This window comes from Nesterenkonia ebinurensis, assembly GCF_008711175.1.
Lineage (GTDB): Bacteria > Actinomycetota > Actinomycetes > Actinomycetales > Micrococcaceae > Nesterenkonia > Nesterenkonia ebinurensis.
In genome coordinates this window covers 24,517-50,051 of sequence record NZ_VWNF01000007.1, presented here as the reverse complement: position 1 = coordinate 50,051, position 25,535 = coordinate 24,517, and the positions used below count along the sequence as shown (strand labels likewise).

24 protein-coding genes are annotated in these 25,535 nt (G+C 64.3%); 16 read left to right on the top strand and 8 right to left on the bottom strand.

Annotated features, from left to right (window positions below):
• Positions 1-160 precede the first annotated feature (160 nt).
• Positions 161-898 carry a hypothetical protein gene (locus F0311_RS03185; protein WP_150460512.1) on the bottom strand — a complete coding sequence of 246 codons (738 nt, stop codon included), beginning with the start codon at positions 896-898 and terminating at the stop codon, positions 161-163.
• 572 nt (positions 899-1,470) lie between these two features.
• Here F0311_RS03185 and dnaK point away from each other — a divergent pair.
• From dnaK to trmB, 6 genes are all read left to right on the top strand, one after another.
• On the top strand, positions 1,471-3,339 hold the full coding sequence (dnaK, locus tag F0311_RS03180; RefSeq protein ID WP_150460511.1) for a molecular chaperone DnaK: 1,869 nt from the start codon (positions 1,471-1,473) through the stop codon (positions 3,337-3,339).
• 78 nt (positions 3,340-3,417) lie between these two features.
• Positions 3,418-4,278 carry a nucleotide exchange factor GrpE gene (locus F0311_RS03175; protein ID WP_191089707.1) on the top strand — a complete coding sequence of 287 codons (861 nt, stop codon included), beginning with the start codon at positions 3,418-3,420 and terminating at the stop codon, positions 4,276-4,278.
• A gap of 136 nt (positions 4,279-4,414) precedes the next feature.
• Complete coding sequence (locus F0311_RS03170; RefSeq protein ID WP_191089706.1) at positions 4,415-5,371, top strand: DnaJ C-terminal domain-containing protein; 957 nt, start codon at positions 4,415-4,417, stop codon at positions 5,369-5,371.
• Positions 5,372-5,452: 81 nt separating this feature from the next.
• Positions 5,453-5,875: a heat shock protein transcriptional repressor HspR gene (locus F0311_RS03165; protein ID WP_150460521.1), complete on the top strand. Its 423-nt coding sequence runs from the start codon at positions 5,453-5,455 to the stop codon at positions 5,873-5,875.
• Between the two features lie 138 nt (positions 5,876-6,013).
• Positions 6,014-7,936, top strand: coding sequence for a penicillin-binding transpeptidase domain-containing protein (locus tag F0311_RS03160; RefSeq protein WP_150460509.1), 1,923 nt, complete (start codon positions 6,014-6,016; stop codon positions 7,934-7,936).
• Entirely contained in the window at positions 7,929-8,819 is an 891-nt protein-coding gene (gene trmB / locus F0311_RS03155) for a tRNA (guanosine(46)-N7)-methyltransferase TrmB (protein WP_150460508.1), read from the top strand. The genes F0311_RS03160 and trmB overlap by 8 nt, the downstream gene beginning before the upstream one ends.
• 119 nt (positions 8,820-8,938) lie before the next feature.
• Here trmB and F0311_RS03150 read toward each other — a convergent pair whose 3' ends face one another.
• On the bottom strand, positions 8,939-9,262 hold the full coding sequence (locus F0311_RS03150; protein ID WP_150460507.1) for a winged helix-turn-helix domain-containing protein: 324 nt from the start codon (positions 9,260-9,262) through the stop codon (positions 8,939-8,941).
• 237 nt (positions 9,263-9,499) lie between these two features.
• Here F0311_RS03150 and F0311_RS03145 point away from each other — a divergent pair, with 237 nt between their 5' ends.
• The 4 genes from F0311_RS03145 (at position 9,500) to F0311_RS03130 (ending at position 12,839) form a co-directional block, all read left to right on the top strand.
• Positions 9,500-10,456, top strand: coding sequence for a hypothetical protein (locus tag F0311_RS03145; protein ID WP_150460506.1), 957 nt, complete (start codon positions 9,500-9,502; stop codon positions 10,454-10,456).
• A 185-nt stretch (positions 10,457-10,641) separates the two neighbouring features.
• Entirely contained in the window at positions 10,642-11,997 is a 1,356-nt protein-coding gene (locus tag F0311_RS03140; protein ID WP_150460505.1) for a hypothetical protein, read from the top strand.
• Positions 11,998-12,171: 174 nt separating this feature from the next.
• On the top strand, positions 12,172-12,438 hold the full coding sequence (locus tag F0311_RS03135) for a type II toxin-antitoxin system Phd/YefM family antitoxin (protein WP_150460504.1): 267 nt from the start codon (positions 12,172-12,174) through the stop codon (positions 12,436-12,438).
• Positions 12,435-12,839 carry a PIN domain-containing protein gene (locus tag F0311_RS03130; protein WP_191089705.1) on the top strand — a complete coding sequence of 135 codons (405 nt, stop codon included), beginning with the start codon at positions 12,435-12,437 and terminating at the stop codon, positions 12,837-12,839. Before F0311_RS03135 ends, F0311_RS03130 begins: the two co-directional genes overlap by 4 nt.
• Here the strand turns inward: F0311_RS03130 and F0311_RS03125 are convergent.
• Positions 12,799-13,095 carry an ABC transporter ATP-binding protein/permease gene (locus tag F0311_RS03125; protein WP_150460502.1) on the bottom strand — a complete coding sequence of 99 codons (297 nt, stop codon included), beginning with the start codon at positions 13,093-13,095 and terminating at the stop codon, positions 12,799-12,801. The two genes, F0311_RS03130 and F0311_RS03125, sit on opposite strands and share 41 nt — an antisense overlap.
• Positions 13,096-13,372: 277 nt before the next feature.
• Positions 13,373-13,666: a metal-sensitive transcriptional regulator gene (locus F0311_RS03120; RefSeq protein WP_150460501.1), complete on the bottom strand. Its 294-nt coding sequence runs from the start codon at positions 13,664-13,666 to the stop codon at positions 13,373-13,375.
• Positions 13,667-13,702: 36 nt separating this feature from the next.
• Here F0311_RS03120 and F0311_RS03115 point away from each other — a divergent pair, with 36 nt between their 5' ends.
• Positions 13,703-13,924, top strand: coding sequence for a heavy-metal-associated domain-containing protein (locus F0311_RS03115; RefSeq protein WP_150460500.1), 222 nt, complete (start codon positions 13,703-13,705; stop codon positions 13,922-13,924).
• On the top strand, positions 13,921-16,218 hold the full coding sequence (locus F0311_RS03110; protein ID WP_223881104.1) for a heavy metal translocating P-type ATPase: 2,298 nt from the start codon (positions 13,921-13,923) through the stop codon (positions 16,216-16,218). The genes F0311_RS03115 and F0311_RS03110 overlap by 4 nt, the downstream gene beginning before the upstream one ends.
• A 13-nt stretch (positions 16,219-16,231) precedes the next feature.
• Here F0311_RS03110 and F0311_RS03105 read toward each other — a convergent pair whose 3' ends face one another.
• A complete protein-coding gene (locus F0311_RS03105) occupies positions 16,232-17,086 on the bottom strand; it encodes a LysR family transcriptional regulator (protein WP_191089704.1) in 855 nt (284 codons plus the stop codon).
• A 68-nt stretch (positions 17,087-17,154) separates the two neighbouring features.
• Between F0311_RS03105 and F0311_RS03100 the strand changes: the two genes are divergently transcribed.
• The gene (locus tag F0311_RS03100) at positions 17,155-18,072 is read left to right on the top strand and encodes an EamA family transporter (RefSeq protein WP_150460498.1); all 918 of its coding nucleotides are present in this window, start codon (positions 17,155-17,157) and stop codon (positions 18,070-18,072) included.
• 38 nt (positions 18,073-18,110) lie between these two features.
• On the opposite strand, the gene F0311_RS03095 is transcribed toward F0311_RS03100, so the two are convergent.
• Both F0311_RS03095 and F0311_RS03090 read right to left on the bottom strand, forming a co-directional pair.
• Positions 18,111-18,752, bottom strand: coding sequence for an MBL fold metallo-hydrolase (locus tag F0311_RS03095; protein ID WP_150460497.1), 642 nt, complete (start codon positions 18,750-18,752; stop codon positions 18,111-18,113).
• A gap of 195 nt (positions 18,753-18,947) precedes the next feature.
• Complete coding sequence (locus F0311_RS03090) at positions 18,948-19,571, bottom strand: LysE family translocator (protein ID WP_150460496.1); 624 nt, start codon at positions 19,569-19,571, stop codon at positions 18,948-18,950.
• A gap of 202 nt (positions 19,572-19,773) precedes the next feature.
• Here F0311_RS03090 and F0311_RS03085 point away from each other — a divergent pair, with 202 nt between their 5' ends.
• On the top strand, positions 19,774-20,211 hold the full coding sequence (locus F0311_RS03085; protein WP_150460495.1) for an NUDIX hydrolase: 438 nt from the start codon (positions 19,774-19,776) through the stop codon (positions 20,209-20,211).
• An 8-nt stretch (positions 20,212-20,219) separates the two neighbouring features.
• Entirely contained in the window at positions 20,220-20,726 is a 507-nt protein-coding gene (locus tag F0311_RS03080; protein ID WP_223881103.1) for an RES family NAD+ phosphorylase, read from the top strand.
• 10 nt (positions 20,727-20,736) lie between these two features.
• Here the strand turns inward: F0311_RS03080 and F0311_RS03075 are convergent, their stop codons facing one another.
• Positions 20,737-21,705, bottom strand: coding sequence for a LysR family transcriptional regulator (locus F0311_RS03075; protein WP_150460494.1), 969 nt, complete (start codon positions 21,703-21,705; stop codon positions 20,737-20,739).
• Between the two features lie 135 nt (positions 21,706-21,840).
• Between F0311_RS03075 and F0311_RS03070 the strand changes: the two genes are divergently transcribed.
• Entirely contained in the window at positions 21,841-25,398 is a 3,558-nt protein-coding gene (locus F0311_RS03070) for a bifunctional proline dehydrogenase/L-glutamate gamma-semialdehyde dehydrogenase (RefSeq protein ID WP_150460493.1), read from the top strand.
• Positions 25,399-25,535 lie beyond the last annotated feature (137 nt).

Genomic DNA, 25,535 nt, shown 5'->3' with positions numbered 1-25,535 from the left:
TAGCCTCGACAGCGAGCCGATGATCAGTCCACGGCCTCGACCTGCCTGACACCGCCGGCATCAACGGCTCCATCACAGACCACACCTCGTCAGAGATCTCCTGTCGCGTCACCACTCAAGACTCACCCACGCAAACACGAACCGACTTGATCAACACGCCCTAGGGGTCGAAGTACTTGGACTTGCCGTCGACTTCACCTGCGACCCGTTCGTTCTCCCAACTGAAAGCTATCCGGACGTTGCCGATGGATGTTCGGACAACCTTCTGGAGCGTCGGTACGGGACAGTTGACCTGGGCAAGCACCACACGCGATTCTGATTCCAGGGCAGACTCAGCTCGACCATCAGCGAAATTCCAGGCCCTTTCCCAGCGCGCTTGCTGCCGGTGTGTGCGCAAGTAATGCAGCCAGGGTTCCGGGGCGTCGTCGTCCCGTGCTTTCACTGCGTCCAGGACGACTACAGCTTCGGTGAACGACATTCGACTGGTGGCGTCGAGGGCCGAGAGTCCCAAAGGTTCAGCGCGATACCCCTGCGCGGGTCCGGTGACCGCTTCCACAGCATCGGATGCCAGGCGGACTTCAGGAATGCTGAACTTCCCGGTACGTATTCGAGCGCGTTGATCGGGACGCGAGACGTTCCTGGGGCAGGCAGGCTCGAGCAGTCTGGTGGGAAAATTCCTCAGTTGCGCCGTTCTCAGCGGAGCTGCCTCAGGGTGAGACTGTGAATAGCGTTGCAGAAACTGTTGACGTGGCACTTTGCCCGTCATGTGCGATGACGCATGGGTTTTCGCTTCGCCGGGATTTGCCGTGCGAGCGAAGAGGGTCGACGGAGTGTTCAGCAGCGGGACCCCGTGAAGGACGAGCGCGGTGTCACGGCAGAAGATCAGCTTTCGGGTCATGGCCGCTGCGGAGATCGCGATCCCGTACCGGGTCCAGGGCGGTGCCGCCGCCCACGTGTGGGCGGGCAGGTATATCTCGCGGCGTATTCGCACCAGCTCGCCTCGATCAACCTGGCCTACTAGGCGGGCGCTGGAATGTGCACCGTCCTCCTGCCACGAACTGCGGATAAACTCAATGCGCTGAGGATCATTTCGTGTAGTAGAGGTGTGGATAGTTTTGTTGAGTGACGTTTAGTGCGCTAGAGGGTCCTGGAATCTGTGGATAACCTGCGCTGCAGCACGCAGTCTTCTGGGCGAAATCATGCCCCTACAGGTCCATGAAAACCCAAGATGCCCATGAAGACTCGACCGGATCGCGCGAGGCGTTGTCCAGGGTGTTGGGGAGTGTCACTGTCGCCGGGCTCGGCGCGGGAATAGGTGCGCCTGCGGTGTCGTTGGTATCCAGCGAACGCAAAGTTGAGTGAATCTGACTCAAGTCAGTTTGACATCAATCAGCTCAAGTTCCAGACTTGAGCCGAACTCGCTCAACTGCGAGAAGCACGCCTGAAGAAGTCCTGACGAAAGGAGCCCAGATGTCCCGCGCAGTCGGAATCGACCTCGGAACCACCAACTCAGTGGTGACCGTCCTGGAAGGCGGCGAGCCCACCGTGATCGCCAATGCTGAGGGCGCCCGCACCACCCCCTCGGTCGTGGCGTTCTCGAAGACCGGCGAAGTGCTGGTCGGCGAGGTCGCCCGCCGCCAGGCCGTGTCCAACCCGGACCGCACCATTGCCAGCGTCAAGCGCCATATGGGCACTGACTGGACCACCGAGATCGACGGCAAGACCTACACCCCACAGGAGATCTCCGCCCGCACCCTGATGAAGCTCAAGCACGACGCCGAGTCCTATCTGGGCGAGGACGTCGCCGAGGCTGTCATCACAGTCCCCGCCTACTTCAACGACGCCGAGCGCCAGGCCACCAAGGAGGCCGGTGAGATCGCCGGATTGAAGGTCAGCCGCATCGTCAACGAGCCCACCGCCGCAGCCCTGGCCTACGGCCTGGAGAAGGGCAAGGAGGACGAGCAGATCCTGGTCTTCGACCTCGGCGGCGGCACCTTCGACGTCTCCCTGCTTGAGGTCGGCAAGGATGAGGACGAGTTCTCCACCATCCAGGTCCGCGCCACCGCCGGCGATAACCGCCTGGGCGGCGACGACTGGGACCAGCGGATCATCGACTGGCTGGTCGAACAGGTCAAAGCCAAGGAGGGCGTGGACCTCTCCAAGGACAAGATCGCAGTCCCCCGGTTGAAGGAGGAGGCCGAGCGCGCCAAGAAGGAGCTTTCCTCCACCACCTCGGCCAATATCAATATCCCCTACGCCACTCAGCATGACGGCGCCCCGGTGCATGTCAACGAGACCCTCTCCCGGGCCAAGTTCGAAGATCTGACCTCCGCTCTGCTGGAACGGACCAAGAAGCCGTTCAACGACGTGATCAGGGAGACCGGGATCAAGGTCTCCGACATCGACCACGTGATCCTGGTGGGCGGCTCCACCCGTATGCCCGCGGTGGCCGAACTGGTCAAGGAGCTCACCGGCAAGGAGGCCAATAAGGGCGTCAACCCTGACGAGGTGGTCGCCGTCGGCGCCGCTCTGCAGGCCGGTGTGCTCGCCGGTGAGCGCAAGGACGTGCTGCTCATCGACGTCACACCGCTCTCGCTGGGCATCGAGACCAAGGGCGGGGTGATGACCAAGCTCATCGAGCGCAACACCGCCATCCCCACCAAGAAGTCCGAAGTCTTCTCCACCGCCGAGGACAACCAGCCCTCGGTGGCCATCCAGGTCTTCCAGGGCGAGCGCGAGTTCACCCGCGACAACAAGCCCCTGGGCACCTTCGAGCTCACCGGCATCGCCCCAGCCCCGCGCGGCATGCCGCAGGTGGAGGTCACCTTCGACATCGACGCCAACGGCATCGTGCATGTCTCCGCAAAGGACAAGGGCACCGGCACCGAGCAGTCGATGACCATCACCGGAGGTACCTCCCTGGACAAGGAGGACATCGACCGGATGGTGGCCGATGCCGAGAAGCACGCCGAGGAGGACAAAGCCCGCCGCGAGGCCGCCGAGAAGCGCAATGCCGCCGAGGCCACCGCCTACTCGGTGGACAAGCTGCTCAAGGACAATGCAGAGAAGCTGCCCGAAGAGGTCAAGACCGAGGTCCAGGCCGACGTCGATGCGCTGAAGAAGGCCCTGGAGGGCACCGACAACGACGATGAGGTCTCTGCTGCCTTCGAGAAGCTGCAGGCCTCCCAGGTCAAGATCGGTGAGGCCCTCTACGCCCAGGGCGCTGATGCGGCACCCGGTGAGGGAGAGACCGCCTCCGGTGAAGCTCCGGCGGAGGACGAGGATATCGTCGATGCCGAGGTCGTTGACGAGGACGACGACGCCGAGAACAAGCAGTAAACCGGAGAGGCGAGCGGGCGACCCGAGTGAGCCGAGCGAAGACCCGGACTTGCTCGAGTCTTCCGAGGCGATTAAGGGTTGGACACCAAAGGAGTGACACAGGCGCCCGCCGCCGGGACCAGCACAGTACAGGAGGACACTGCGATGGCAGAGGACAACACCGCTCCGGAGGAGCCGATCCGGTTCACCGATAAGCGCAAGTACCGGCCCGAGGATGCCGCCGAGGAGCCAGACCCGCTGGAGGAAGCCGAGCAGATCCTGGCGGATGTGCCGGAGGAATCCATCGAGGTGCAGCAGGCCCATGAGGAACCCGCCGGTGAGGAGGGTGACCTCCATGAGCCCGATGGTGGCGGCGCCGGTCCGGCTGCGACGGCGCCGGACTTCGCACCTGAAGACCCGCAAGTGGCTGAGGAGCCACAACTGCGGGAAGTGCCGCTGGACCAGGCCGCCGGCGGCGTGGAGACTGAGCCGGAGGAGCGGATCGAGACTGCTGAGGAGGAACTGGTCCAGCAGGACTTTGACCGTGAGGCCGAGCTGGAGAATGATCTGCGCCGGGTGCAGGCCGAGTACGTCAACTACCGGCGCCGGGTGGAGCGTGACCGCGCGATCGAGAAGGACCGGGTCAAAGGTCAGCTCATCGCCGACCTGATGCCAGTGCTCGACGATATCGCGGCAGCCCGGCAGGCCGGTGATTTGGAGGATGGGCCCTTTGCCCATATCGCCTCCCGGCTCGAGCAGGTGCTGATCCAGCAGGGCCTCTCCACAGTCGGCGCAGTCGGAGAGAGCTTCGACCCCACTGCGCACGAGGCGATCATGCAGCAGCCCAGTGAGGAGGTCGAGGCTGACCACATTGCAGTAGTGGTCCGCTCCGGCTACCGCTTCGGCGATCGGCTGCTGCGTGCCGCCCAGGTCATCATCTCGACCGGCAAGGCAGAATAAGGGCAGGCACAAGCGGGGCTTCGGCCCCATAATGTGCCGGACTTGTAAGGCGTGAAGTCCGGCCTCGCCGGACGAGAGGCGAGCGGGACAGGTGCCCGCCGCCGGGACAAAGTACAGGCACAGGAAGGAGGCGTCCATGGCTTCACAGGACTGGATAGACAAAGACTTCTACAGCATCCTCGGCGTGGCCAAAGACGCCTCCGCCGAGGAGATCAAGAAGGCCTACCGCAAGCTCGCCCGGGTCCATCACCCTGACAAGAATCCGGGCGATGCCAGTGCCGAGCAGAAGTTTAAGGACATCTCGGAGGCGCACTCTGTGCTCTCCGACCCTGAAGAGCGCCAGCAGTACGACGCTATCCGAGCCATGGGTTCCGGAGCCCGGTTCTCCGGCAGTCCCGGAGGCGAGGGAGGCGGATTCGAGGATCTGTTCGGTGGCCTCTTCGGAGACCGCAGCACCCCCGGAGCCGGAGGTGGCCGCTTCGGCGGCGGATTCGAGGACATCTTCGGTGGTATGGGCTCCCGGTTCGGCTCCCGCCGCGGAACCCCGGCCAAGGGCGCGGACCGCACTGCAAAGACCACTATCTCGTTCAAAGGCGCAGTCCGCGGCACCACAGTGGGGCTGCGCGAGCCTAACGGCAATGTGATCGACGTGCGCATCCCCGCCGGCATCAAAGAGGGCCAGAAGGTCCGGGTCAAGGGCAAAGGCCAGCCAGGGGCCGGAGGCTCCGGGGATCTGCTGGTGGAAGTCTCCGTTCAGGACCATCCGTTCTTCGAACGCGATGGGGACAATATCCGCATCCACGTCCCGGTCAGCTTTGACGAGGCTGCCCTTGGCACCACGTTAGAGATCCCCACCATCCACGGCGAGCAGGTCAAGATCCGCATCCCGGCAGGCTCCAGCACCGGTAAGACCCTGCGGCTGAAGGGCCACGGCATCCACCGGAAGAACATCCGCGGAGACATGCTGGTGGTCCTGGAGGTCGCGGTACCGGACCAGCTCAGTGATCAGGCTGAGGCTGCGGTGCGGGCCTTCGCCGAAGCGACACGCGGGACCAACCCGCGGGAAGGTCTGCAGGCCAAAGCAGCGTTGTAATAGGAGAAGGAGGTGAACAGCGTGCCCTACACCAGAATTCGGGTCCGGGAGAATATCGCCGAGTACGGTGACGACCCGCGGATGCTGGCCGCCGCTCACCGGCATGATCCGCTCTTCGTCATCTCCGTGGCTGCAGAGCTGGCTGATATGCACCCCCAGACCCTGCGGCAGTACGACCGGCTGGGCCTGGTCACACCGCGCCGCCAGGGCGGCCGCCACCGCCGCTACTCCCCCTATGACATCGAACAGCTGCGCCAGATTCAGCAACTCAGCTCCGAAGGCGTCTCGCTGGAAGGCATCCGCCGCATCCTCGCACTGCACAACCAGGTGGAGGACCTCGAATCCGAGGTCAGCGAACTGCGCCAGGCTCTGCGCGAAGCCCACCGAAACCCCTCCGGCACCCGGGTCTTCGCCGTGGGCTCCGGCGGCGACGTGGTCACCGTGGCCCGCGGGCAGCGCCCCCGCCCCGCCGGTCGAGAACTGGTCATCTGGCGACAGCGCTAGCCCCTGACGGGCCCCGCCCGTGTCGCGGTTACTCTCCTCCGGCTTATGCCGGACTTCGCGCCCAGAAGTCGCTGCGTCTGCAGCTCAGTCAGAACTTTTGAACGACGTCATATCCCGGCCAGCACGTAGACTGGACGGGTGAAATTTTCCCGGGGGGCAGGCGGCGTCGTACTCAGTATCGGTGTGCTGAGCCTGGCCGCCTCCTGCAGCCAGGAGGAAGAGCGCACAGAGGTTGATGGTGCGGTCGAAGCCACCGCTGAGGCCCTCTCCAGCGGTGACTTCTCCGATCTTGCCCTCTCGGAAGGCTCTGTGCAGACCCTGGGCGATGCTGCCGAGAACCTGCATGAGCCATTCGGGGGGCTCACCCCTGAGGTACAGGTCGGTGGCATAGAGGTCATAGAGCCGGCCGAGGACTCCGTACGTTCGCCCACCGCTGAGGCCACCTTCGACCACATCTGGGATCTTGAAGAGATCGGGGTTGACGATGAGGAATGGACCTACACCACCACCGGCTCCTACACCTATGACGAGGAGATCGACACCTGGCTGCTGGAGGGCGCTACCCAGCTCATCATGCCCGGTTACGCCGGCTACGAACCGATCAGCATCTCCACCACCACCCCGGACCGCGGCCGGATCATGGACGGGACCGGGCGCTCCATAGTGCACAACCGGGATGTGGTGCGCATCGGAATCGATAAGACCCAGCTAGATTCCGAGGAGGATCAGGCAGCTGCGGCCCGAGAGCTCGCCGGGGCGGTAGGCATTGACCCCGACGCCTATGAGCAGCGGGTGGACTCCTACGGGGAACAGGCCTGGGTGGAGGCCATCACCGTGCGCACCGACGGCGGGCATGTCACCGCCGCAGAGGTGGAGACCATTCCCGGGGTGCACCTGATCTACGACCAGATGCCCCTGGCTGAACGCTCCGACTTCGCTCCCAATCTGCTGGGCCGGGTCGGTGAGGTCACCGCCGAGCACCTGGAGGACGATCCCACCCTGAACCCCGGCGATATGATCGGGCTCTCCGGCATCCAGGCGGTCCACGAGGACACCCTGCGCGGCAGCCCCGGCATGCGGATCACCATGGGGGAGACTGAGCTCTACTCGGCGGCACCTCAGGATGGTGAAGATGTGCACACCGGCCTGCTGCCGCGGGTGCAGGACCTCGCCCAGGACATCGTGGACGATCAAGAGGTCACCGCTGCCATAGTGGCCATCCAACCCTCCACTGGGGCTATCCTGGCTGCGGCCAGTCACAACCCGGATACGCCCTCGGTGGACACCGCCACTCAGTCCACCTATGCGCCGGGCTCCACCTTCAAAGTAGTCTCCGGGCTGGCCATGCTGCGCAATGGTCTCAGCCCCAGTTCCACCGTGCAGTGCCCCAACTCAGTGACCGTGCACGGCCAGCAGTTCCAGAACGTGGTCGGATACGACAGCCAGTACCTAGGCAGCATCCCCTTCAGCACTGCCATGGCAGTCTCCTGCAACACCACCTTCGTGGCAGCCTACGACGACGTCACCTCAGCTGAGCTTGCCCAGGCGGCAGCGGATCTGGGCATGGACAATGAAGTAGGGGTCGGCATCTACGCGATCAAGGCGCAGGTGTCTGAGGATGCCGAGCTGAACCTGCACGCCTCCAATCTCTTCGGCCAGGGCACTGTGGAGACCTCCACCCTGGGGATGGCCGCAGTCTCCGCCTCCATCGCCGATGGGCGCACGGTGCACCCCTGGCTGGTGGAGCGTGAGGACCACCCCCAGGAGGGCGGGTTGACTGTGGAGGAGGCAGAGGATCTGCGGCAGCTGCTGCGCGGCACCATCGAGCACGGCACGCTGAGTTTCCTGGACCCCATTCCCGGCCCCCATGTCTATGCCAAGACTGGTACTGCCGAAGCCGGCGGAGATGACCCGCACACCTGGGTGATCGGCTCCCAGGGAGACCTGGCTGTGGCGATCTTCCTCGAAGAGGGCGAATGGGGCTCCACAGACAATGGTCCCCTGCTGCGTCAGTTCCTCATCGAGGCCCGTGAGATCCTTCAGGAGTACGAGGATGAGTGAGCAGCACCACCGCAGGCTGCTGTCCTTCGTACGCCGCTCCAACCGGCTCAAGCCCAGCTATCAGCGAGCCTGGGATGCCGCACTGGGCCATGAGCTGCTGGATGTGCCCACCGCTGAGCGCGATACGGCCGTGGCCGAAGGGTTTGACATCGACTGGGCGGGCGAATACGGCAGGACCGCTCCGCTGATCGTAGAGATCGGCTCCGGCTCAGGGGAGGCCGTGGCAGCGGCTGCCGCGCACAACCCGGACGTCGACTTCTTGGCCATCGAGGTCTACCGGCCCGGAGCCGCCCAGCTGGCTTCCCGCATTCGGCGCGAGGGGCTGAGCAATGTGCGGGTGGCCTGTCTGGACGCTGTGGAGGTGCTGGACAAACTGCTGCCGGCATCCTCCGTAGCTGAGTTGTGGGTCTTCTTCCCCGACCCTTGGCATAAGTCCAAACATAAGAAGCGCCGCCTGGTGCAGCCTGCTTTTGTGGAGAAGGCCGCCCGGGTGATCGCTCCCACCGGCGTGTGGCGACTGGCCACAGACTGGGCAGACTACGCGGTGCAGATGCGCGAGGTGATTGGGGCGCCGTCGTCCCTGATGCGGCCTGCACAGACGCGGCAGCGTGTGCACGGGCCCCGGACCTCAGCGAACCTTTTCTGGAACCCCCACGCCGGGGAGCGGACCGGGCAGGACTCCCCGCTGACTCAGGTGCGGGCTGGAGATCTGGATGCTGCGAGTCTGGGCAAGCCCACCCACCCGCTTCCGCTTCAGGAGGCCCTGGACCACGAGGGGGGCTGGGCCCCGCGCTATGCCGCCCGGGTAGTCACTGACTTCGAACAGAAGGCGCTGGATGCCGGCCGGAAGGTTTTTGACCTGACCTTCTTGCGCAAGCCCTGAGCATCTGTGAGTCGTGGAGCGTAGTCAGGGAGCCGACTTTTTACGGCGTGAAGGTCGTAGTCGGCACATGTGTTCTAATAAGTGGCGGGCCAGGTCGCAGCGTGCCCGCCGCTGGGACGTTAGAGTGCGAGCCGGTAGCCGCGTTTGACCACGGTCTGAACTGTGTGCGGGTCCGGAAGGGCCTGCCGGAGCCGGGAGACCCACATCTCTAAACCGTGCACTGAGCCGCAGTGCGGCAGCACCCTGAGCAGGTGCTCTCGGGAGATCACCGCTCCTTGTGCCTTGACCAGTACACGCATCACAGACATCGGGCCAGGAGCTAATCGCACCGGATCCTCGCCAGGGAGGTGGATCACGTTACCGATGATCTCCACCGCCCCACGGGCAGTGCGTACGCGCAGATAGTGGTGCTCCTCCACCACATCCTGGGCCAATTCCCCCATAATCGCCTCCTCGCATGATCAGCGTAGGGGTGAGCGGTTACCCGCCCTTGACGCCGGTGTAAACCGAAGGTGACCGAGTTCTCACAGTGCGGAAACATCGGCGTCTCCACGGTTCTGGGACGGTTTTTCAGCCAGATGGAATCGCTGCTGACACCGAAGAGTTGCAATCGCAAATTACAGGGTTTACAGTAGCAATGTACTTATTTGCTGGAGCAAACACTCTGGAAGGTGTTGATCATGGAACAGAACGCAGCTCAGACTCGGACTGCCACCCGCAGCCTCCGCCGCAAGATGGCCTCCGCCTGCCTGGCCGGGGGGACCGCACTCGGACTGACCCTCGGCGCTGCTGCAGTGCCCGCGCAGGCGAATCCGCTCGAGGATTTCGATCAGGAGCTGTTCGACCAGCTGATCCTCCAGGTCCTGGAGGAGCTCGTGAATGGCGGCGATTTTGAGGACATCTTCGGTCCGGTGCCTGGAAACGGTGATGATCGGCAGGATGATGAGGAAGATAAGGATGACGACGTCGGGTTCGGCTTCGGCGAGGATGGGGATGATGAGTACAGCTGGGAGCTTGATGAACCGCTGACTGGTGATGAGCTCGTCGAGCTGCTGGTGCAGCCGGATGATCTGCCCGAGGGTTGGGAGGTTGACCGCCAGCACGTCGAAGAGGCTTATGAGCAGGCCCCTGATGTGCATGACATTGAGATCACAGAGGAAGGCGTTGTGGTCGGCGGCCCGGAGAGTGATGGCTACCTGAACAAGGACTTCAGCCTGACCGGTTTCGATGTCTCTGCTGAATGTGACCAAGCCGTACAGGACTTTGACGACATCCAGGAGGACACCGAGTACCTGGTCATCCTGCCGATCTCAGTGGACGGCTCCTTCGCCATGGTGGCACTGGCCAGCACTCCGGAGGAGCATGACCTCTACACCGGCTACTACAGCGACATTGTCCAGGAGTGCGGCACCTCCATCACGCAGGGCCCGGTGAGTGTGGACATCGAGCCCTATGAGGGCTTCGACGGCTTCAGCGTGGAGTTCAGTGACGGGTTCAGCTCGGAGCAGGTGCATATTGGCGGTGCCAGCTTCGGCCATAACCACGTGTTCTTCGTGGGCGAGGGGGATATCGACTCCGAGGAGATCCAGGATGTGATCCAGGCCCAGATTGACGAACTTGACGAGGCCGTGAACTGACACTGGCCTCGGGGCATAGACCGGGGGAACGGAAACAACAACTGAATATCGGCTGGTGGGCCTCGTGAATATTCGCGGGGTCCACCGGTGTTTCCGGGCCCAGAGGTGCCTTGACGGCGCCGGTTGCCCATGCCGTATTGCGAACCATTTGCATAACTGACTAAGCTTAGTTGATAATGACATGCATGAACAAGAATATGAGCGTTCTCGGCTCCGCAGCACTGATCTCAGCCCTGGCCCTGACCGCTTGCGGGGATGACAGCGGCGAGGTTGATGAGGCTGAAGGTGACCAGGTGCCCACCGTTGATGCCGACGGGGACAACGATGCTGAGGATGACCATGACTACGATGAGGGTGACGAAGCCGAGACGGTGGAGCCCTCGGACCGCCCCACCCATGAGGTGGGCGGCCCGGAGCCCCGCCTGGTGGTCACCTATGACGGCGGTGTGGCGGTGCTCGACGGTGTGAGCATCGAGGTTCTCGGCGACTTTGAAACCCAGGGCTTCGTGCGGGTCAACAAGGCCGGCGACGGCCGCCACGCATTCCTGACCGAGGGTGACAGCTTCCGGCTGATCGACCCCGGCGCGTGGGGCGAGCCGCATGGCGGCCACAATCACTACTACACCACTGATCCGTACCTCTCCGATGTGACCCTGGACGGGGACACGCCCGCCCATGTGGTAGCCCACAACGGCATTGGGGCTCTGTTCTTCGACGGCACCGGTCAGTACCACTCTATTGACCTCGCGGAGCTGGACGTGGAGGCCGATGCGATCGAGACCATCGGGGACTACGAGACCGAGGGTGCCCACCATGGTGTCGCTGTGGTACTGGAGGACGGCTCCCGGTTCGAGACCCTGGAGGACCGCTCCGGTGCCCGCTTCCTCGATGCAGACGGGGAGGAGGTCGCGCGCAGCCAGGAGTGTCCCGGCGTCCACGGTGGGGCCTCCGGTCCCGATGGCATCATCGCCGTCGGCTGTGAGGACGGCGTGCTGGTCTGGAACGACTCTGAGTTCGAGAAGCTGAGCACCGGTGAGGATTTCTCCCGCATCGGCAATCTCTTCCCGGCCGAGGGCTCCCCGATCTTCCTGGGCGACTACCGCACTGATCCCGAGGAGCCGATGACCTCGGTGGCGCTGGTCAATGTGGAGACCGGTGAGATCACCACCAGCGATGTGGGCTCTCCCTACAACTGGCGCAACCTGCAGCGCGGCCCCCAGGGTGAGGCCCTGGTGCTGACCGAGGACGGCCAACTGCACATCATCGACCCCGGCACTGGTGAGCACATCGACCATATCCAGATCCTGGACGAGTGGACCGAGCCCGATGAGTGGCAGCAGCCGCGCCCGGCTATCCGGTCCACCGGCGACCTGGCCTATGTCACCAACCCTGACAATCAGCAGATCCACCTGGTGGACCTGGCTGAGGGTGAGATCATCATCACCGGTGAGGTGGACTTCGTGCCCAACGAGATCATCGTCCTCGACGGTCGCCCGGTGGAGGGTGTCTCGCCCGACTACGACGAGGATCACGACCACTGATGATCACTGATCCTCGATAAAGACCTCTCATCACAGGTGCGATGGGGCCCCTGACGCATGCGGGTCAGGGAAGGAGCGGTCCGGCGCTTGATGCGCAATGCAGGGCGTACCGCCGGGCCGCTTCCTTATGCCCAGCTATTTCTAACATTTATCTAAAACAGTACACTTTTAGATATGAAGACCATCAGTATTGGCCGTCTGCGGCAGAATCCGGTGCGTGCCTTTGAGGACGTGGAGCGGGGCGAGACGTTGATCGTCACCCGCTACCACAAAGAAGTGGGGAGAATTGTCCCTCCTGGTGAGCGGAAAGAAGGGCCTACCGGCTCTGAGGTGATGGAAGTTCTGCGGAGCACACCCCTGGAACCGGGGGATGATTGGGCAGCTGAACTTGCCCGTGACCGAGCTGAAGATCTTGGAGAAGATCCTTGGGAGCAGGCGTGAAAGCTCTGCTGGACACCAATATTCTGGTCGCGCTCAAAGCGCAGGGTGAAGAGCCCTCAGACCTGTCCGGTCTTCAAGCACCACAGGTCAGCGCGCTGAGCTGGAGTGAAATGGTGATGGGGCTGCACCGGGCGAAGGACGTGCCCACCTACCGAGCTCGCAGTCGCCGTCTTGTTGAGCTGCAACGGGTATTTGGAGACGGCTTAGCTTTCGACCGGGACTGCCTGGATGCTTATGATGCAGTGTTGGAGAGGGTTGTCCGCCGTAGGGGAGAGGTTCGGGCACGCCGGTTCGACCGAATGATCGCCGCAACAGCTTTAGCTCAGCACATTCCTCTGGCCACTCGAAACGTACAGGATTTCAGAGAGTTAGAGGGGCTGCTTGAGGTGGTCGAACTGTAATGGAGCGGAAAGCGCGCCAGCCGCCGATCCCGGGGAGCAGGCTCCGATAGGCAGCGCAGTCCTGTAGCAGCTGGGCATGGGAGCCGTCGCCCACCAAGTGCCCGTGTTCCATCACCAGGATCCGAGGGGTGTGTAACAGGGTGGAGAGCCGACGGGCGATGATCACGGTGGTCTGATCCCCGATGTCGAAGGCGCTGGTCAGTTCCGCCCCATTGGTGACATCCAGCTGGCTGACCGACTCGTCAAGGATCAGCACCTCCGGCTTGACTGCAGAACAGGAGCAGAATCCATGATGCCCACCACCCTTGGGGAGCTGTGTCGTGTGGTGAGGAAGTCGTTGCGGAGGTCGTCCCAATCGGTTCCGCCAGAGGGATTCTCACGCAGAGCCGCGAGGGCTTCGTCGATTTTCTCCAGCTCCTCCTAGGAAGGGATGTACTTGGGGGTGCCCAGGTATTCCCGGGCAGCCTCTCTCAGAGCTGCCGCGGGCTTGCCCAGCTTGGCGGTACGCGTCACCTGGGCTGGTTCCTGCTGCATCAGGACTTCACTAGGCGCTGGATCGCGGCACTTGCCTCCTGGAGCTTCTCCTCGGCATCCCCGCCTCCGGAAGCGGCAGCGTCAACCACGCAGTGCTTGAGGTGATCGTTGAGCAGTGCTAAGGCCACATTCTCCAGTGCTGAGGTCATCGCGCTGATCTGAGTCAGGATGTCGATGCAGTAGGTGTCCTCCTCCACCATCCGATGGATCCCTCGGGCCTGCCCCTCGACCCGACGCAGTCGGGCGAGATATTTGCTCTTATCGCTCATATATCCGTGTGAGAAAGATTCCATAGACGAAAATATACCCTATGGGGGTATCATGGCACTATGACTACTACTAAGAACTTCACCGTCACCGGAATGTCCTGCAGCCACTGCGAGTCTGCCGTGCGCAGCGAGCTGGCCGAGCTGAACGGAATCCAGGAAATCAGCGTCTCGGCAGCCGCCGGTGAGCTCACCGTGACTCTCGCCGAGGGCGCCGAGGTGCCTGAGGCGGCCATCATCGAGGCCGTGGACGATGCTGGCTACCAGGCAGAGCCTGCATCATGACCCAGACCCGCTCATCGGCGGCCGAGGCCGAGCGCGTCGAACTGGCCATCGGCGGGATGACCTGTGCGGCCTGTGCCAACCGGGTGGAGAAGAAGCTCAACAAGCTCGACGGCGTCACCGCCAGCGTCAACTACGCCACCGAGAAAGCCTGGGTCTCGGCGACTGACATTGCCAATCCCGGCAAGTTCGTCGATCAGCTGATCAGCACGGTGGAGAAGACCGGCTACACCGCGCAGCTCCCTCCTGACCCTGAGGATGACGACGCCGCCACCTCACCAGGCGCCAAAGACCTCAGGAGCCTGCGCATCCGGCTGATCATTGCTGGTGTGCTGACCGTCCCGGTGGTGCTGTGGGCTATGGTCCCGGTCACCCAGTTCGACTACTGGACCTGGGTCTCGCTTGCGCTCAGCGTCCCCGTGGTGCTCTGGGCCGGCTGGCCCTTCCACCGGGCAGCGGTGCTGAACGCCCGGCACGGCACCGCCACCATGGACACTCTGATCTCTCTGGGTACCTTGGCAGCATTGGGCTGGTCGCTCTACGCCCTGGTCTTCGGCCATGCGGGTGATCCTGCCATGCGGCATGAGTTCAGTCTCTTCGACCAGCCGTACTGGCTCTCCGGGCACTCCATGGGGTCGGCCAATGTGTACTTCGAGGTGGCGACCGCGGTGACCACCTTCCTGCTGCTGGGTCGCTACTTCGAGAAGCGCTCCAAAGCCTCTGCCGGGGCTGCGCTGCGCTCGTTGCTCAACCTGGGCGCCAAGGATGTCACGGTGCTCAAGTCCGGCCGCGAGCTCCGGCTGCCCATCAAGGAGCTCTCGGTAGATGACGAGTTCGTGGTGCGACCCGGGGAGAAGATCGCCACCGACGGCACCGTGATCTCCGGAGCCTCCGCAGTGGACATGTCGATGCTCACCGGGGAGTCCGTCCCGGTGGAGGTTGCCGAGGGCGACGCCGTGATCGGAGCCACCATCAACACCTCCGGCAGGCTGGTGGTGCGTGCCTCCCGTATCGGTGCTGACACCCAGCTGGCCCAGATGGCCACATTGGTGGAGCAGGCCCAGTCCGGCAAGGCCGAGGTCCAGCGGCTGGCTGACAGGATCTCCGGGATCTTTGTGCCTATCGTGCTGATCATCACCGTCATCACTTTGGGGCTGTGGCTGCTGCTGGGTGCTCCGGCGGAGGCCGCGTTCACCGCAGCTGTGGCCGTGCTGATCATCGCCTGCCCCTGTGCCCTGGGGCTTGCCACACCCACCGCGCTGTTAGTCGGTACCGGCCGAGGGGCCCAACAGGGCATCCTCATTAAGGGCCCGGAGGTACTGGAGTCCTCCCGGGGGATCGACGCCGTAGTGCTGGACAAGACCGGCACCGTCACCACCGGTGTCATGCAGGTCACCTCATTGCTCTCAGCCCGCCAGTGGGGTGGGGGGTACGAGGAACCCGAACTGCTTCGCTTGGCTGGCGGGCTGGAGTCCGCCTCCGAGCATCCAGTGGCCCGGGCCATCACCAATGCGGCCCGGGAGTCTCTCGGCTCTCGCCGCGGCACCCTGCCGCAGCCGGAAGGTTTCCGCAACCATGAGGGGCGGGGGGTCTCCGGCACGGTGGAGGGCCACCAGGTGCTCATCGGGCGCCGGCATCTGATGGGAGCCCACGGAGTCGTTCTCCCCGAACAGGTGGATGATCTGATCGCCCGGGCAGAAGCCCGCGGGTCCACAGCAGTTCTGGTCGCTGTGGACGGTGAGTTCGCCGGTATCATCACGGTCTCGGATACTGTGAAGGAGACCTCTGCGGAAGCCGTGGCCCAGCTGAAGCAGCTGGGCATGGAGCCGGTGCTGCTGACTGGAGACAATCAGGGTGCGGCCCAGCGGGTCGCCGATGAGGTCGGCATCCAGCAGGTAATCGCCGAGGCCCTGCCGGAGGAGAAGGTCGCTGCCGTCCAGCAGCTGCAGGCCCAGGGCAAGACCGTGGCCATGGTCGGGGACGGAGTCAACGACGCCGCCGCCCTGGCCCGGGCGGAGTTGGGCATCGCCATGGGAACCGGTACCGACGTGGCCATCGATGCTGCGGACATCACCGTGATCCGGGGGGACCTGCGCTCGGTGGCCGATGCCGTGCGGCTCTCCCGCCGGACCCTGAGAACCATTCGGGAGAACCTCTTCTGGGCATTCCTCTACAACACAGCGGCTATCCCGCTGGCCGCCGCGGGGCTGCTCAATCCGATGCTGGCCGGTGCCGCCATGGTGCTCTCTTCGCTGTCCGTGGTGGCCAACAGCCTGCGCCTGCGCCGCTTCCGCTGAGCATCAGCGGTTTCTAGGACTGCCGAGCGTAGAGGTCCTTCAGCAGCTCACGTACCGCTTCCAGGCCTGGGACGTTGCGGCCTTTGGGCCAGCACAGCCTGACTGGCACGGGTGCGGCATCGGTGATGGGCAGGTAGCGGATGCCGATCGGCCGGTGCTGGTTGGCGGTGGCCTCGGTGGCCACCCCCACCCCGCGGCCAGCAGCGATAGCGTCCAGCCAGGAGTCCACGCTGTCGGCGTCGTAGGCGCGCAGCGGGCCGAACTCCTCGGCCCACAGGTCCAGCTCGATCTCCGATCCGGTGTTGACCACCAGGGGACGGCCGGCGAAGTCGGCCAGCTTCAGTCGGCGCCTGCGGCTCCAGAGATCAGTGTCGGCGAACCCGGCCACCAACCGCTCAGTGCCGACTACTGTCGAGGCGTATTTGCCGGGGTCGGGTTCCCGGCGCAGTACGGCGGCGTCACAGAGCCCCTGATTGAGGCCGGCCAGCAGGCCCTTGGCATGGACGAGTTCCAAGTCAATCTCCGGCTGGGTCTCCCGCCACCGCCGAGTCAGAGCAGGAGTATGGCGGCCGGCTGCGGTGGCCACATACCCCAGACGAATATGCTGCTCACCCCGGGCCGTTGCAGCCATCGACTCAGCGAAGTCCAGCAGATGGCGGCCCTGCTCCACGGCTCGGATGCCCTCCGGGGTGAGGCTGACCTCCCGGGTGCCGCGCGAGACCAACCGGACATCCCAGGACTGCTCCAGCGCGCTGATCGTGCGAGAGGCCTGTGGCTGGGAGATGCCCAGCTCGATGGCGGCGTCGGTGATGGTCCCAGTATCGGCCACCGCCACCAAGCACCTGATATGACGCAGTCCCCAATCCATGCATAAAGCGTATATCAGCTGTGCTAAGGGCATTATGCGCGCTTTGGCAGAACTATGAGAATACTGCTGTGAGCAGCAGACTCGAAGAGAAGCCGGGGCGGGGATTCGCCCTCATCACCACCAGTGCGGTCAGTACCCAGACCGGGGCTGCGGTGGGATCTTTCGCCTTCGGCACCTTGGGTCCGTTGGGCGTGGTCGCTGTGCGTCAGATTGCCGCAGCCATCGCCCTGTGCTCCATCGCCCGCCCTCCACTGCGCAGCTTCACCGCTTCGCAATGGAGGGCTGTGGCGCTGCTGGCCTTCTTCTTTGCGGCGATGAATGCCGCGCTCTACACCGCCCTGGACCGGATCGGACTGGGGATGGCGGTGACCATCGAGTTTCTGGGGCCGCTGGCCGTGGCCATCTGGTCCTCACGGCGAGGCCGGGACATCTGCGCTGCCGGACTCGCACTGCTCGGGGTGATCCTGCTGACCCGGCCCAGTCCCACCACTGATTTCCTGGGAATCGGCATTGCTCTGATCGCTGCTGTCTGCTGGGCGGGATACATCTTGACCAACCGGGTGGTGGGTCAGCGGATCCAGGGTGTGCAGGGCACCGCTGCTGCCACAGTTCTCTCTTCGCTGGGCATGCTGCCGGTGCTGGCCGCCATCGTCTGGCAGGTCCAGCCCCCGGTGGAGGCCTACCTCTTCGCTGCGGTCGCCGGGCTGCTCTCCACCGCGGTGCCCTATGCCTTTGACCTGATCGTGCTGCGGCGCATCAGCCCACTGATCTTCGGGGTGGGCATGTCGCTGAACCCGCTGTTCGCCGCGATCATCGGGCTGATCCTGCTGGCAGAGCAGCTTCCGCTGATCGCCTGGGGAGGGATTCTACTGGTGGTGCTCAGCAATGGCCTGACTCTGACCGGTACCCGCTCAGCAGCCGGCGCCGCCCCACATGTCAAGATGCTCAGAGGCCGCTGGCGCCGCAGCTCCCGGGCCATCACCTAAGTGCGCAGTGAGCTGGGCCGCATGGCCCACCGCTTAGTTCAGAAGTCCCGGCAGGCACCGCCGCGCAGGCTGATGATCTCAGTGCCGGTGAGGTTGCTGATCTGCCGGGAGAGCAGTTCGCGGCCGCGGTCTGAGAGCAGCTCGTCATGGATGGGAATGCTGCACTTGGGGGCGTTTAGCGCACGGACGAACTCGACATGCTCCTTCATCGCAGCCCACGGGCCCATCAGCGGCAGGGCCAGCACCTCCACTCCCTCTGGGGCGGCGTCGAGGGCATCGCCGGGGTGGAAGAAGGTCGGTTCGCCCTCGGCGCGCAGCAGGTATCCGATGTTGTGAATGCGGGGGATATCCTGGTGGATGATTGCATGATTCCCGCCGACTGCCTCGATCCGGACGCCTTCGACTGACATCGTCTGGCCAGGGATAACTGGCTCTGCCCCGGGCAGCAGAACAGTCTGGTCCACGTCGTCGGCAGTGAAGACCTTTGCCTGCGGGTTCTTCTCCAGCAGCCCCGGGGCATCGTCGGGATCCACATGATCGGCATGCTGGTGGGTGATCAGCACGGCGTCGAGATTCCTGACCCCGTGCCACAGGTCGGAGAATGCACCAGGGTCGATGAGAATCCGAGCACCGGCAGCCTCCACCAGCACGCAAGCATGTCCCAGATGAGTGATCTTCATATCTCCATAGTGGCAAACTTCTCCCATCCCGTACACAGGCGGTCTTGACCCCAGGCATTCGGCTGAGCATGTGTCAAGGTAACGGGGGAGCTGGGTGCGCACCTGCGCCACCGCTGGGGAGCCTGATGGTGAAGGAGCATCTATGCGTCTCCACTGCCCTTGCCAAAAATGGTCTGGATGATCAGGTCGGCTTAATCATGTGAGCAGGGACTGTACCGACTCCCAGATCTCGACCCCCGCCGGAATCAGTGATACCACCAGAAGCCCGGCCATGATCGTATTGAACGCCCGCATGTGCGCCGGTTTGGAGATCACCTTGCCCGCACCGACCCCAAGTAGCGCCCATACTGCGGTGCACGGTGTGCTGAACACCAGGGCGAAACCGGCGATGACCAGCACCTCGACAAAGAACGAGCCCATGAACCCGGTGTAGGTGGACACCGCCGCCACCACCAGCGTCCACGCCTTGGGGTTGACGAATTGGAACAGCGCCATCTGCACGAATCCCGGTGGCTTGCCCTGTCCGCGTGCCTCGACATTGGTGGGCGCGGTGGCGATGTGCCAGGCTAGCCACAGCAGATAGAGCACGCCGATCGGACGCAGTACGTCCAGAATCCACGGCCACTGGGTGAGCGCTCCGCCCAGACCCATGCCGACCGAGATCAGCATGACCGGGAACCCCACATTGACCCCCGCGATGCACGGAATGGTGCGCCGGAACCCGTAATTGGCCCCGGATGCCATCGCAATCGTGTTGTTCGGCCCCGGGGTCCCGGCTCCAGCCAGGAAGAACAGAATCAGCGGCACAAACGTCGTCACGGTCAAAACCTACTTCCCCGCCGCAGCAACGGCACTATCACCATCAGTTTTTCCACTTAGCGGACTCCGCTGCCAGCGGGACAGTGCGTGAGTACCTGGGTAGCGGTCCGCGGGTCGCTACCCGAAGGCCGCCCAGATCCTTGGCCGCCTCCTGCAGTCAGTGCAACCGCTGCTGTGCTGCTGAGTTGATAACGTGCCAGTCATGGATATTCGCATCGCCGCCTATGCGGTCATCACCGACGACGCCGGGCGGATGCTCCTGCCGCACTGGCACCTCAAGGAGTTCGGTGCCGGATGGACACTTCCGGGCGGTGGGATCGACCCCGGGGAAGACCCGGCCGACGCGGTGGTGCGTGAGGTTTTTGAGGAGTCTGGCTACCACGTGCAGATCGATGAGCTGCTGGGCATCGACAACCTGGTGATCCCCGGTGAGCGGCGTGCTCCCGCATCCGGCCGAGAAGGCGTCCCATTGCAGAACCTGCGGACCATCTACCTTGCTCACATCACCGGCGGAGAGCTGACTGTGGAGACAGACGGCTCCACCGACGATGTCGCCTGGTTCACCCAGTCTGAAATCGACAGTCTCGACCGGGTCTCCCTGGTAGACGTCGCCCGCCGAATGGCCGGCCTGATCAGGTGAACGGTGCTGTGAGCAGTCAACAGCCGCGGATTCAGAAGCAGGGTGAGCTGTTCTGCGCTGTCTCCGGTGTGTTCTACCGGGCGATCGATCCGCAGCACCGTGATGCCGCACTCGCTGGATCGCGCAGCGCAGGCCGGTATTCGCCTGCCGGCAGCCCTGGGCTGTATCTGAGCTCATCCCCGGAGGGCGTGGAGGCGGCGATGATCGCCCACCGGGACAGCCGTACGCCAGATTTGGAGATCATCGAGGTGGAGGTTCTGGCAGAGCAGATCTTTGACCTGCGGGACAGTGCTGCCCGACAGGCGGCCGACATCAGGCTCGATGACGCCGTGGCACCCTGGAAACAGATCGCGGCAGAGGGCGGGCGGCCGCCCAGTTGGGGAGTACGGCACCGGCTCGAGGCACTCGGTGCCCACGGGCTGATCGACCCCAGCCGTAAACGCCCCGGCCTATGGCACCTGGCCCTGTTCCGCTGGAACGGCGGCAGCGGCCCCGCCGCCCAAGTACGGGACTGAGTCCGGGTGCTCAGGACAGCACCGAGGCGAAAGCTTGACGCAGCGCAGCGCGGCAGGCCGTCACCGCCGGGGATTCGGTGGAGGACCGCCGTGCGGTGGTAAAGATAGTGCGCACCGGCTCCTGCGGTAGGGGTTTGAGCACGACGCCGGATCGAGCCGAGGGAAGATCGGAGTCTGCTCCGGATCTGCCGAGGCGACTGAGAGGCGTGAGCGGAGCGACGCCGCCGACCTGTTGTCCGGTCAGGAACAGCTCGGGCAGGATGCCCACAGCCAGTCCGGCACTGATCAGCCGCAGATGGGAGCTCAGATCATCGGTGGTGAAACGGATATCGGGCTCAAAGCCCAGTGCCCGGCACTGCTGCAGGCACCATTCCCGGGAGGCGGTGCCGGCCGGTTCCATCACCCACGGATAGGCGTCGAAGTCTTCGGGGTCAATATTCGCCACCGCAGCCGGGGCTACCAGCCACAGACGGTCGGTGCCCAGCAGCTCCACCTCGAACTCCGCCTGCCGTGGCCGGCTGATCCCGGGGTACTGCTCAGCCACCACCAGATCATGGCGGCGCCCGGCTAAGTCGAACAGCGCCTGCTCAGGCGGGGCCTGGACCACCTCCACGCGCAGTTCCGGGTGCTGGGCCTTCAGCTCGCTCAGTGCAGCAGGCACCAGGGCCAGGGCCACTGACTGGAAGACCGAGAGCCGCAGCAGCCCACCCAGCTCCGGCTCCGCGGAGGTGAGGCTGCGCAGCGCCTCATCCTGCATATCCAGCATCGTCTTGGCATGCTCGGCCAGCCGCAGCCCCGCCGTGGTCAGCCGCAGGGTCCGTCCGCTGCGTTGAAAAAGGGAGATGGCGGCGTCGTGCTCTAACTGGGCCAACTGCTGGGAGACGGTGGAGGCGCTGTAGCCCAAGGACTCCGCCACTCCGGAGACCGTCCCGCGCAGCCGAAACTCGTGCAGCAGGTGCAGGCGGTGCAGATTCAGCATGATCCGACCATACCGATAATCCGAAGTATTCAGAAGATTCTATTCGATTCTGACGAAAAGCTTGCCTCCACTCCGTACCCTGGATAAAAGCAGGCCTGTGCCCCGTGGGCCGTCGGACCAGGAGAGGACTCACCGATGAGCGATCCAGCCACCAGCACTTCCCAGACCGCCCCCGATAACCTGAGCGAACTCACCGATGCCGCCGTGGACCGGGTGGCCCAGTGGCTGAAGAAGACTGAGGCCTCCGGGATCAAACCGCATAAATCCGCCAAGACCCTCTCCGCAGTGCTCGCCCACCCCACCGGCTTGGACTTCACCGTGGGATTCGTGGACCGGGTGATCCGCACCGAGGACACCAAGGCCGCAGCCAAAGCGCTCAGCGAACTCGGCGAGCTGGCCCCCGACACCCTCGAGGCCCTGGAACTGGCCCAGATCCGTACCGGCTCTGCGGTGGGCAGAATGGTGCCCGGAGTGGTGGTGCCCGCTGCGCGCAAACGAATGCGCTCCATGGTGGGCCATATGGTGGTCGATGCCCGGGACAAGCAGTTCGGCAAAGCCGTCAAGGAGATCAAGAAGCAGGGCAACCGGCTGAACATCAACCTGCTCGGCGAGGCGGTGCTCGGCGAGGGCGAGGCCGATAAGCACCTGGCCGACACCTACCGGCTGCTGCGCCGTGAGGACGTGGACTACGTGTCCATCAAGGTCTCCTCGATCGCTTCGCAAATCTCCATGTGGGGCTTTGAAGCCACCGTGGACTACGTGGTCGACCGGCTCACCCCGCTCTACCAGGAGGCCGCCAAAGCACCGGCCGGGTCCAAGTTCATCAACTTGGATATGGAGGAATACCGCGACCTTCGGCTGACCATCGCAGTGTTCAAGCGGCTGCTCTCCCTACCGGAGACCACAAACTATGAGGCCGGGATCGTCATCCAGGCTTATCTGCCCGATGCACTGGCCTCCGTCCAGGAGCTTGCTGCCTTCGCCAACCAGCGGGTCGATGCCGGGGGAGCGGGTATCAAGATCCGCCTGGTCAAGGGCGCCAATCTGGCCATGGAGCGGGTGCACGCCGATATCCACGACTGGCCGGTGGTCACCTGCGAGTCCAAGCAGGCCGCTGACGCCAACTACAAGCTGGTGCTGCACTGGCTGTTGACCGCTGAGCGGATGCGTGGAATCCGGCTGGGCGTGGCCGGGCAGAACCTCTTCGACCTCGCCTTCGCCCACCTGCTGGGTGCCGCACGCGGGGTCACCGATCGCCTGGAGTTCGAGATGCTCCAGGGCATGGCCGCTGAACAGCAGCAGACCATCCGTGAGGACGTGGGTCAGCTGCTGCTCTATGTGCCCGCGGTGCGGCCCGAGGAGTTCGACGTGGCGGTCTCCTACCTGGTGCGCAGGTTGGAGGAGAACGCCGCGGCAGAGAACTTCATGTCCGGGATCTTTGACCTGGCCCCCGGATCGGAGATCTTCGCCCGTGAGGAGTCCCGCTTCCGCGCCTCGGTGCAGACCCTGGCTGAGCTGGTCGAAAAATTCCCTGACGACGCCGCTGGAGCCGCCCCTGCACCCAACCACAGCCAGGACCGGCTGGCCGATGAAGTCGCTGAGGTCGGCGACTACAGTGCAGGCATCCCGGAGTTCGGCAACGAGCCGGACACCAACCCGGCCCTGGAGGGTAACCAGCGTTGGACTGAGCAGATCATCGCCCGGGCCACCCCCGAATGGCTGGCTGAGCAGCCGCTGCCGGAGCAACTGGCCGCCGAGGATGTGGATCCCTTAGTGGAGTCCATGCGCCAGGCCGCGGTGGAATGGGGCGGGCGCCCGGCCGCTGAGCGTGCCGCGGTCCTCTACCGGGCCGCCGATATCATGGCAGCACGGCGTGGGCTCTTGGTCTCCGTGGCCGCCGCCGAGGTGGGCAAAGCAGTGGCCCAGTCCGATCCGGAGATCTCCGAGGCCATCGACTTCCTGCGCTACTACGCGCATTCGGCGCTTGACCTGGAGAAGGTCCAGCACGCCGAGTTCATCCCTGACCAGCTGGTGATGGTCACCCCGCCATGGAACTTCCCGATAGCCATCCCCACCGGCGGCACTGCGGCCGCGCTGGCTGCCGGGGCAGCGGTGATCCACAAACCCGCCAACCCCACTCCGCACTGCTCCATGGCCATCTTGGAGTGCCTCTGGGATGCCGGAGTGCCCCGGGAGGTGCTGCACGGGATCTACCCCGATGAGCGAGAAACCGGCCGCAAACTCATCTCCCACCCCGGAGTGGACCGGATCATCCTCACCGGGGCCTCGGAGACCGCAGCCATGTTCCGCTCCTGGAAGCCGGAGCTGACCATCAATGCGGAGACCTCCGGAAAAGATGCCATGATCATCACCCCGGCCGCGGACCGTGACCTGGCGGTCTCCGACCTGGTCAACTCGGCCTTCGGCCATGCCGGGCAGAAGTGCTCGGCGGCCTCCCTGGGCATCCTGGTGGGCAGCGTCTACTCCTCACCGCGTTTCCGGCGCCAACTGGTGGATGCGGCGTCGTCGTTGATTGTCGACTGGCCGCAGAACCTCTCAGCCACCGTGGGTCCGCTCACCGAGCAGCCCTCCGAGAAGCTCAAGCGAGCCCTGACCACCCTGGAGCCCGGCGAGGAGTGGCTGCTTCAGCCCAAACAGCTTGACGATACCGGCAGGCTGTGGAGCCCGGGTGTCAAGACCGGGGTCAAGCCCGGCAGCTTCTTCCATCTGACCGAGGTCTTCGGGCCGGTGCTGGGACTGATGGAGGCCAAGGACCTTCAGGCCGCCATCGAGTACCAGAACCAGACCGAGTTCGGCCTCACCGGCGGTATCCACTCCCTGGAGGCCGAAGAGGTGGCCCAGTGGCTGGAGCAGGTCCAGGTGGGCAATGCCTATGTCAACCGCGGGATCACCGGTGCCATCGTGCAGCGCCAGCCTTTCGGCGGCTGGAAGGCTTCCTCTGTGGGCCTGGGCTCCAAGGCCGGCGGCCCCAACTACGTGATGCTCTTCGGCACCTGGGCCCCGGCCACTGATCCCGCTGCAGCTGCCGAGCCCGAGGTGGCGAATAAGACAGTGCAGGACCTGCTGCACACGGTGGAGGTCAAATCACTGGCCGGGCCGGAGGCGCTGGAGGCCATCCAGATCGCAGCCGCCGACGACGCCCACTGGTGGGCCCAGGAATTCGGAGTCGCCAAGGATCCCACCGGGCTGGCATCGGAGGCCAATATCTTCCGCTACCGCCCGACTGATGTGCTGTTGCGCCTGGGGCCCGGTGCGCGCAGCAAGGAGGTGGCCCGGGTGCTGCTGGCTGCGGCTGCCGCCGGGGTCAACCCGGTGATCTCCTACCACCCTGAGGCCGACGACCGGGCGGTGAAGACGCTGAAAGCACTGGCCAAGCGGCGCAGTGTGAAGCCGGTGAAGGAGGACGACGCCGAATTCGCCGCCAAACTGGCCGCCGGCGAGTATGACGCTGGTGTAGGAATCCGGGTGCGGGTGCTCGGCGAGCTCGAAGACGAGGTCTGGGCGGCTGTGGCAGACCGACCCGAGGTCGCCCTGCTGGATGACCCAGTGACCGCCTCGGGTCGGGTCGAGCTGCGTCACTGGGTCAAGGAGCAGGCCGTCTCCATGACCCTGCATAGGTTTGGTAACCCGAGTAAGGCATTCCACGACCTCGCTGAGGAGCTGAAGCGCTAGCCGGGGCTGCTGCGACAGCTGCCCTCTTTACTTTCGGTGGGACCCAGGGCACCACTGATCGTCACCCAAGCAGATCCGTACTGCTCAGCCGCTCCCTATCAGTCAGGTCACTGTGGGCTATGCCGTTGGACTTGAAC

Excerpts from the sequence above, each read along its gene's own strand:
- F0311_RS03165 (WP_150460521.1), top strand. The coding sequence starts at position 5,453 with ATGCTGGCCGCCGCTCACCGGCATGATCCGCTCTTCGTCATCTCCGTG.
- F0311_RS03075 (WP_150460494.1), bottom strand. The coding sequence starts at position 21,705 with ATGCTGAATCTGCACCGCCTGCACCTGCTGCACGAGTTTCGGCTGCGC.
- F0311_RS03085 (WP_150460495.1), top strand. The coding sequence starts at position 19,774 with ATGGATATTCGCATCGCCGCCTATGCGGTCATCACCGACGACGCCGGG.
- trmB (WP_150460508.1), top strand. The coding sequence starts at position 7,929 with ATGAGTGAGCAGCACCACCGCAGGCTGCTGTCCTTCGTACGCCGCTCC.
- F0311_RS03170 (WP_191089706.1), top strand. The coding sequence starts at position 4,415 with ATGGCTTCACAGGACTGGATAGACAAAGACTTCTACAGCATCCTCGGC.
- dnaK (WP_150460511.1), top strand. The coding sequence starts at position 1,471 with ATGTCCCGCGCAGTCGGAATCGACCTCGGAACCACCAACTCAGTGGTG.
- F0311_RS03145 (WP_150460506.1), top strand. The coding sequence starts at position 9,500 with ATGGAACAGAACGCAGCTCAGACTCGGACTGCCACCCGCAGCCTCCGC.
- F0311_RS03120 (WP_150460501.1), bottom strand. The coding sequence starts at position 13,666 with ATGGAATCTTTCTCACACGGATATATGAGCGATAAGAGCAAATATCTC.
- F0311_RS03110 (WP_223881104.1), top strand. The coding sequence starts at position 13,921 with ATGACCCAGACCCGCTCATCGGCGGCCGAGGCCGAGCGCGTCGAACTG.
- F0311_RS03105 (WP_191089704.1), bottom strand. The coding sequence starts at position 17,086 with ATGGATTGGGGACTGCGTCATATCAGGTGCTTGGTGGCGGTGGCCGAT.
- F0311_RS03135 (WP_150460504.1), top strand. The coding sequence starts at position 12,172 with ATGAAGACCATCAGTATTGGCCGTCTGCGGCAGAATCCGGTGCGTGCC.
- F0311_RS03140 (WP_150460505.1), top strand. The coding sequence starts at position 10,642 with ATGAACAAGAATATGAGCGTTCTCGGCTCCGCAGCACTGATCTCAGCC.
- F0311_RS03185 (WP_150460512.1), bottom strand. The coding sequence starts at position 898 with ATGACCCGAAAGCTGATCTTCTGCCGTGACACCGCGCTCGTCCTTCAC.
- F0311_RS03150 (WP_150460507.1), bottom strand. The coding sequence starts at position 9,262 with ATGGGGGAATTGGCCCAGGATGTGGTGGAGGAGCACCACTATCTGCGC.
- F0311_RS03095 (WP_150460497.1), bottom strand. The coding sequence starts at position 18,752 with ATGAAGATCACTCATCTGGGACATGCTTGCGTGCTGGTGGAGGCTGCC.
- F0311_RS03070 (WP_150460493.1), top strand. The coding sequence starts at position 21,841 with ATGAGCGATCCAGCCACCAGCACTTCCCAGACCGCCCCCGATAACCTG.
- F0311_RS03115 (WP_150460500.1), top strand. The coding sequence starts at position 13,703 with ATGACTACTACTAAGAACTTCACCGTCACCGGAATGTCCTGCAGCCAC.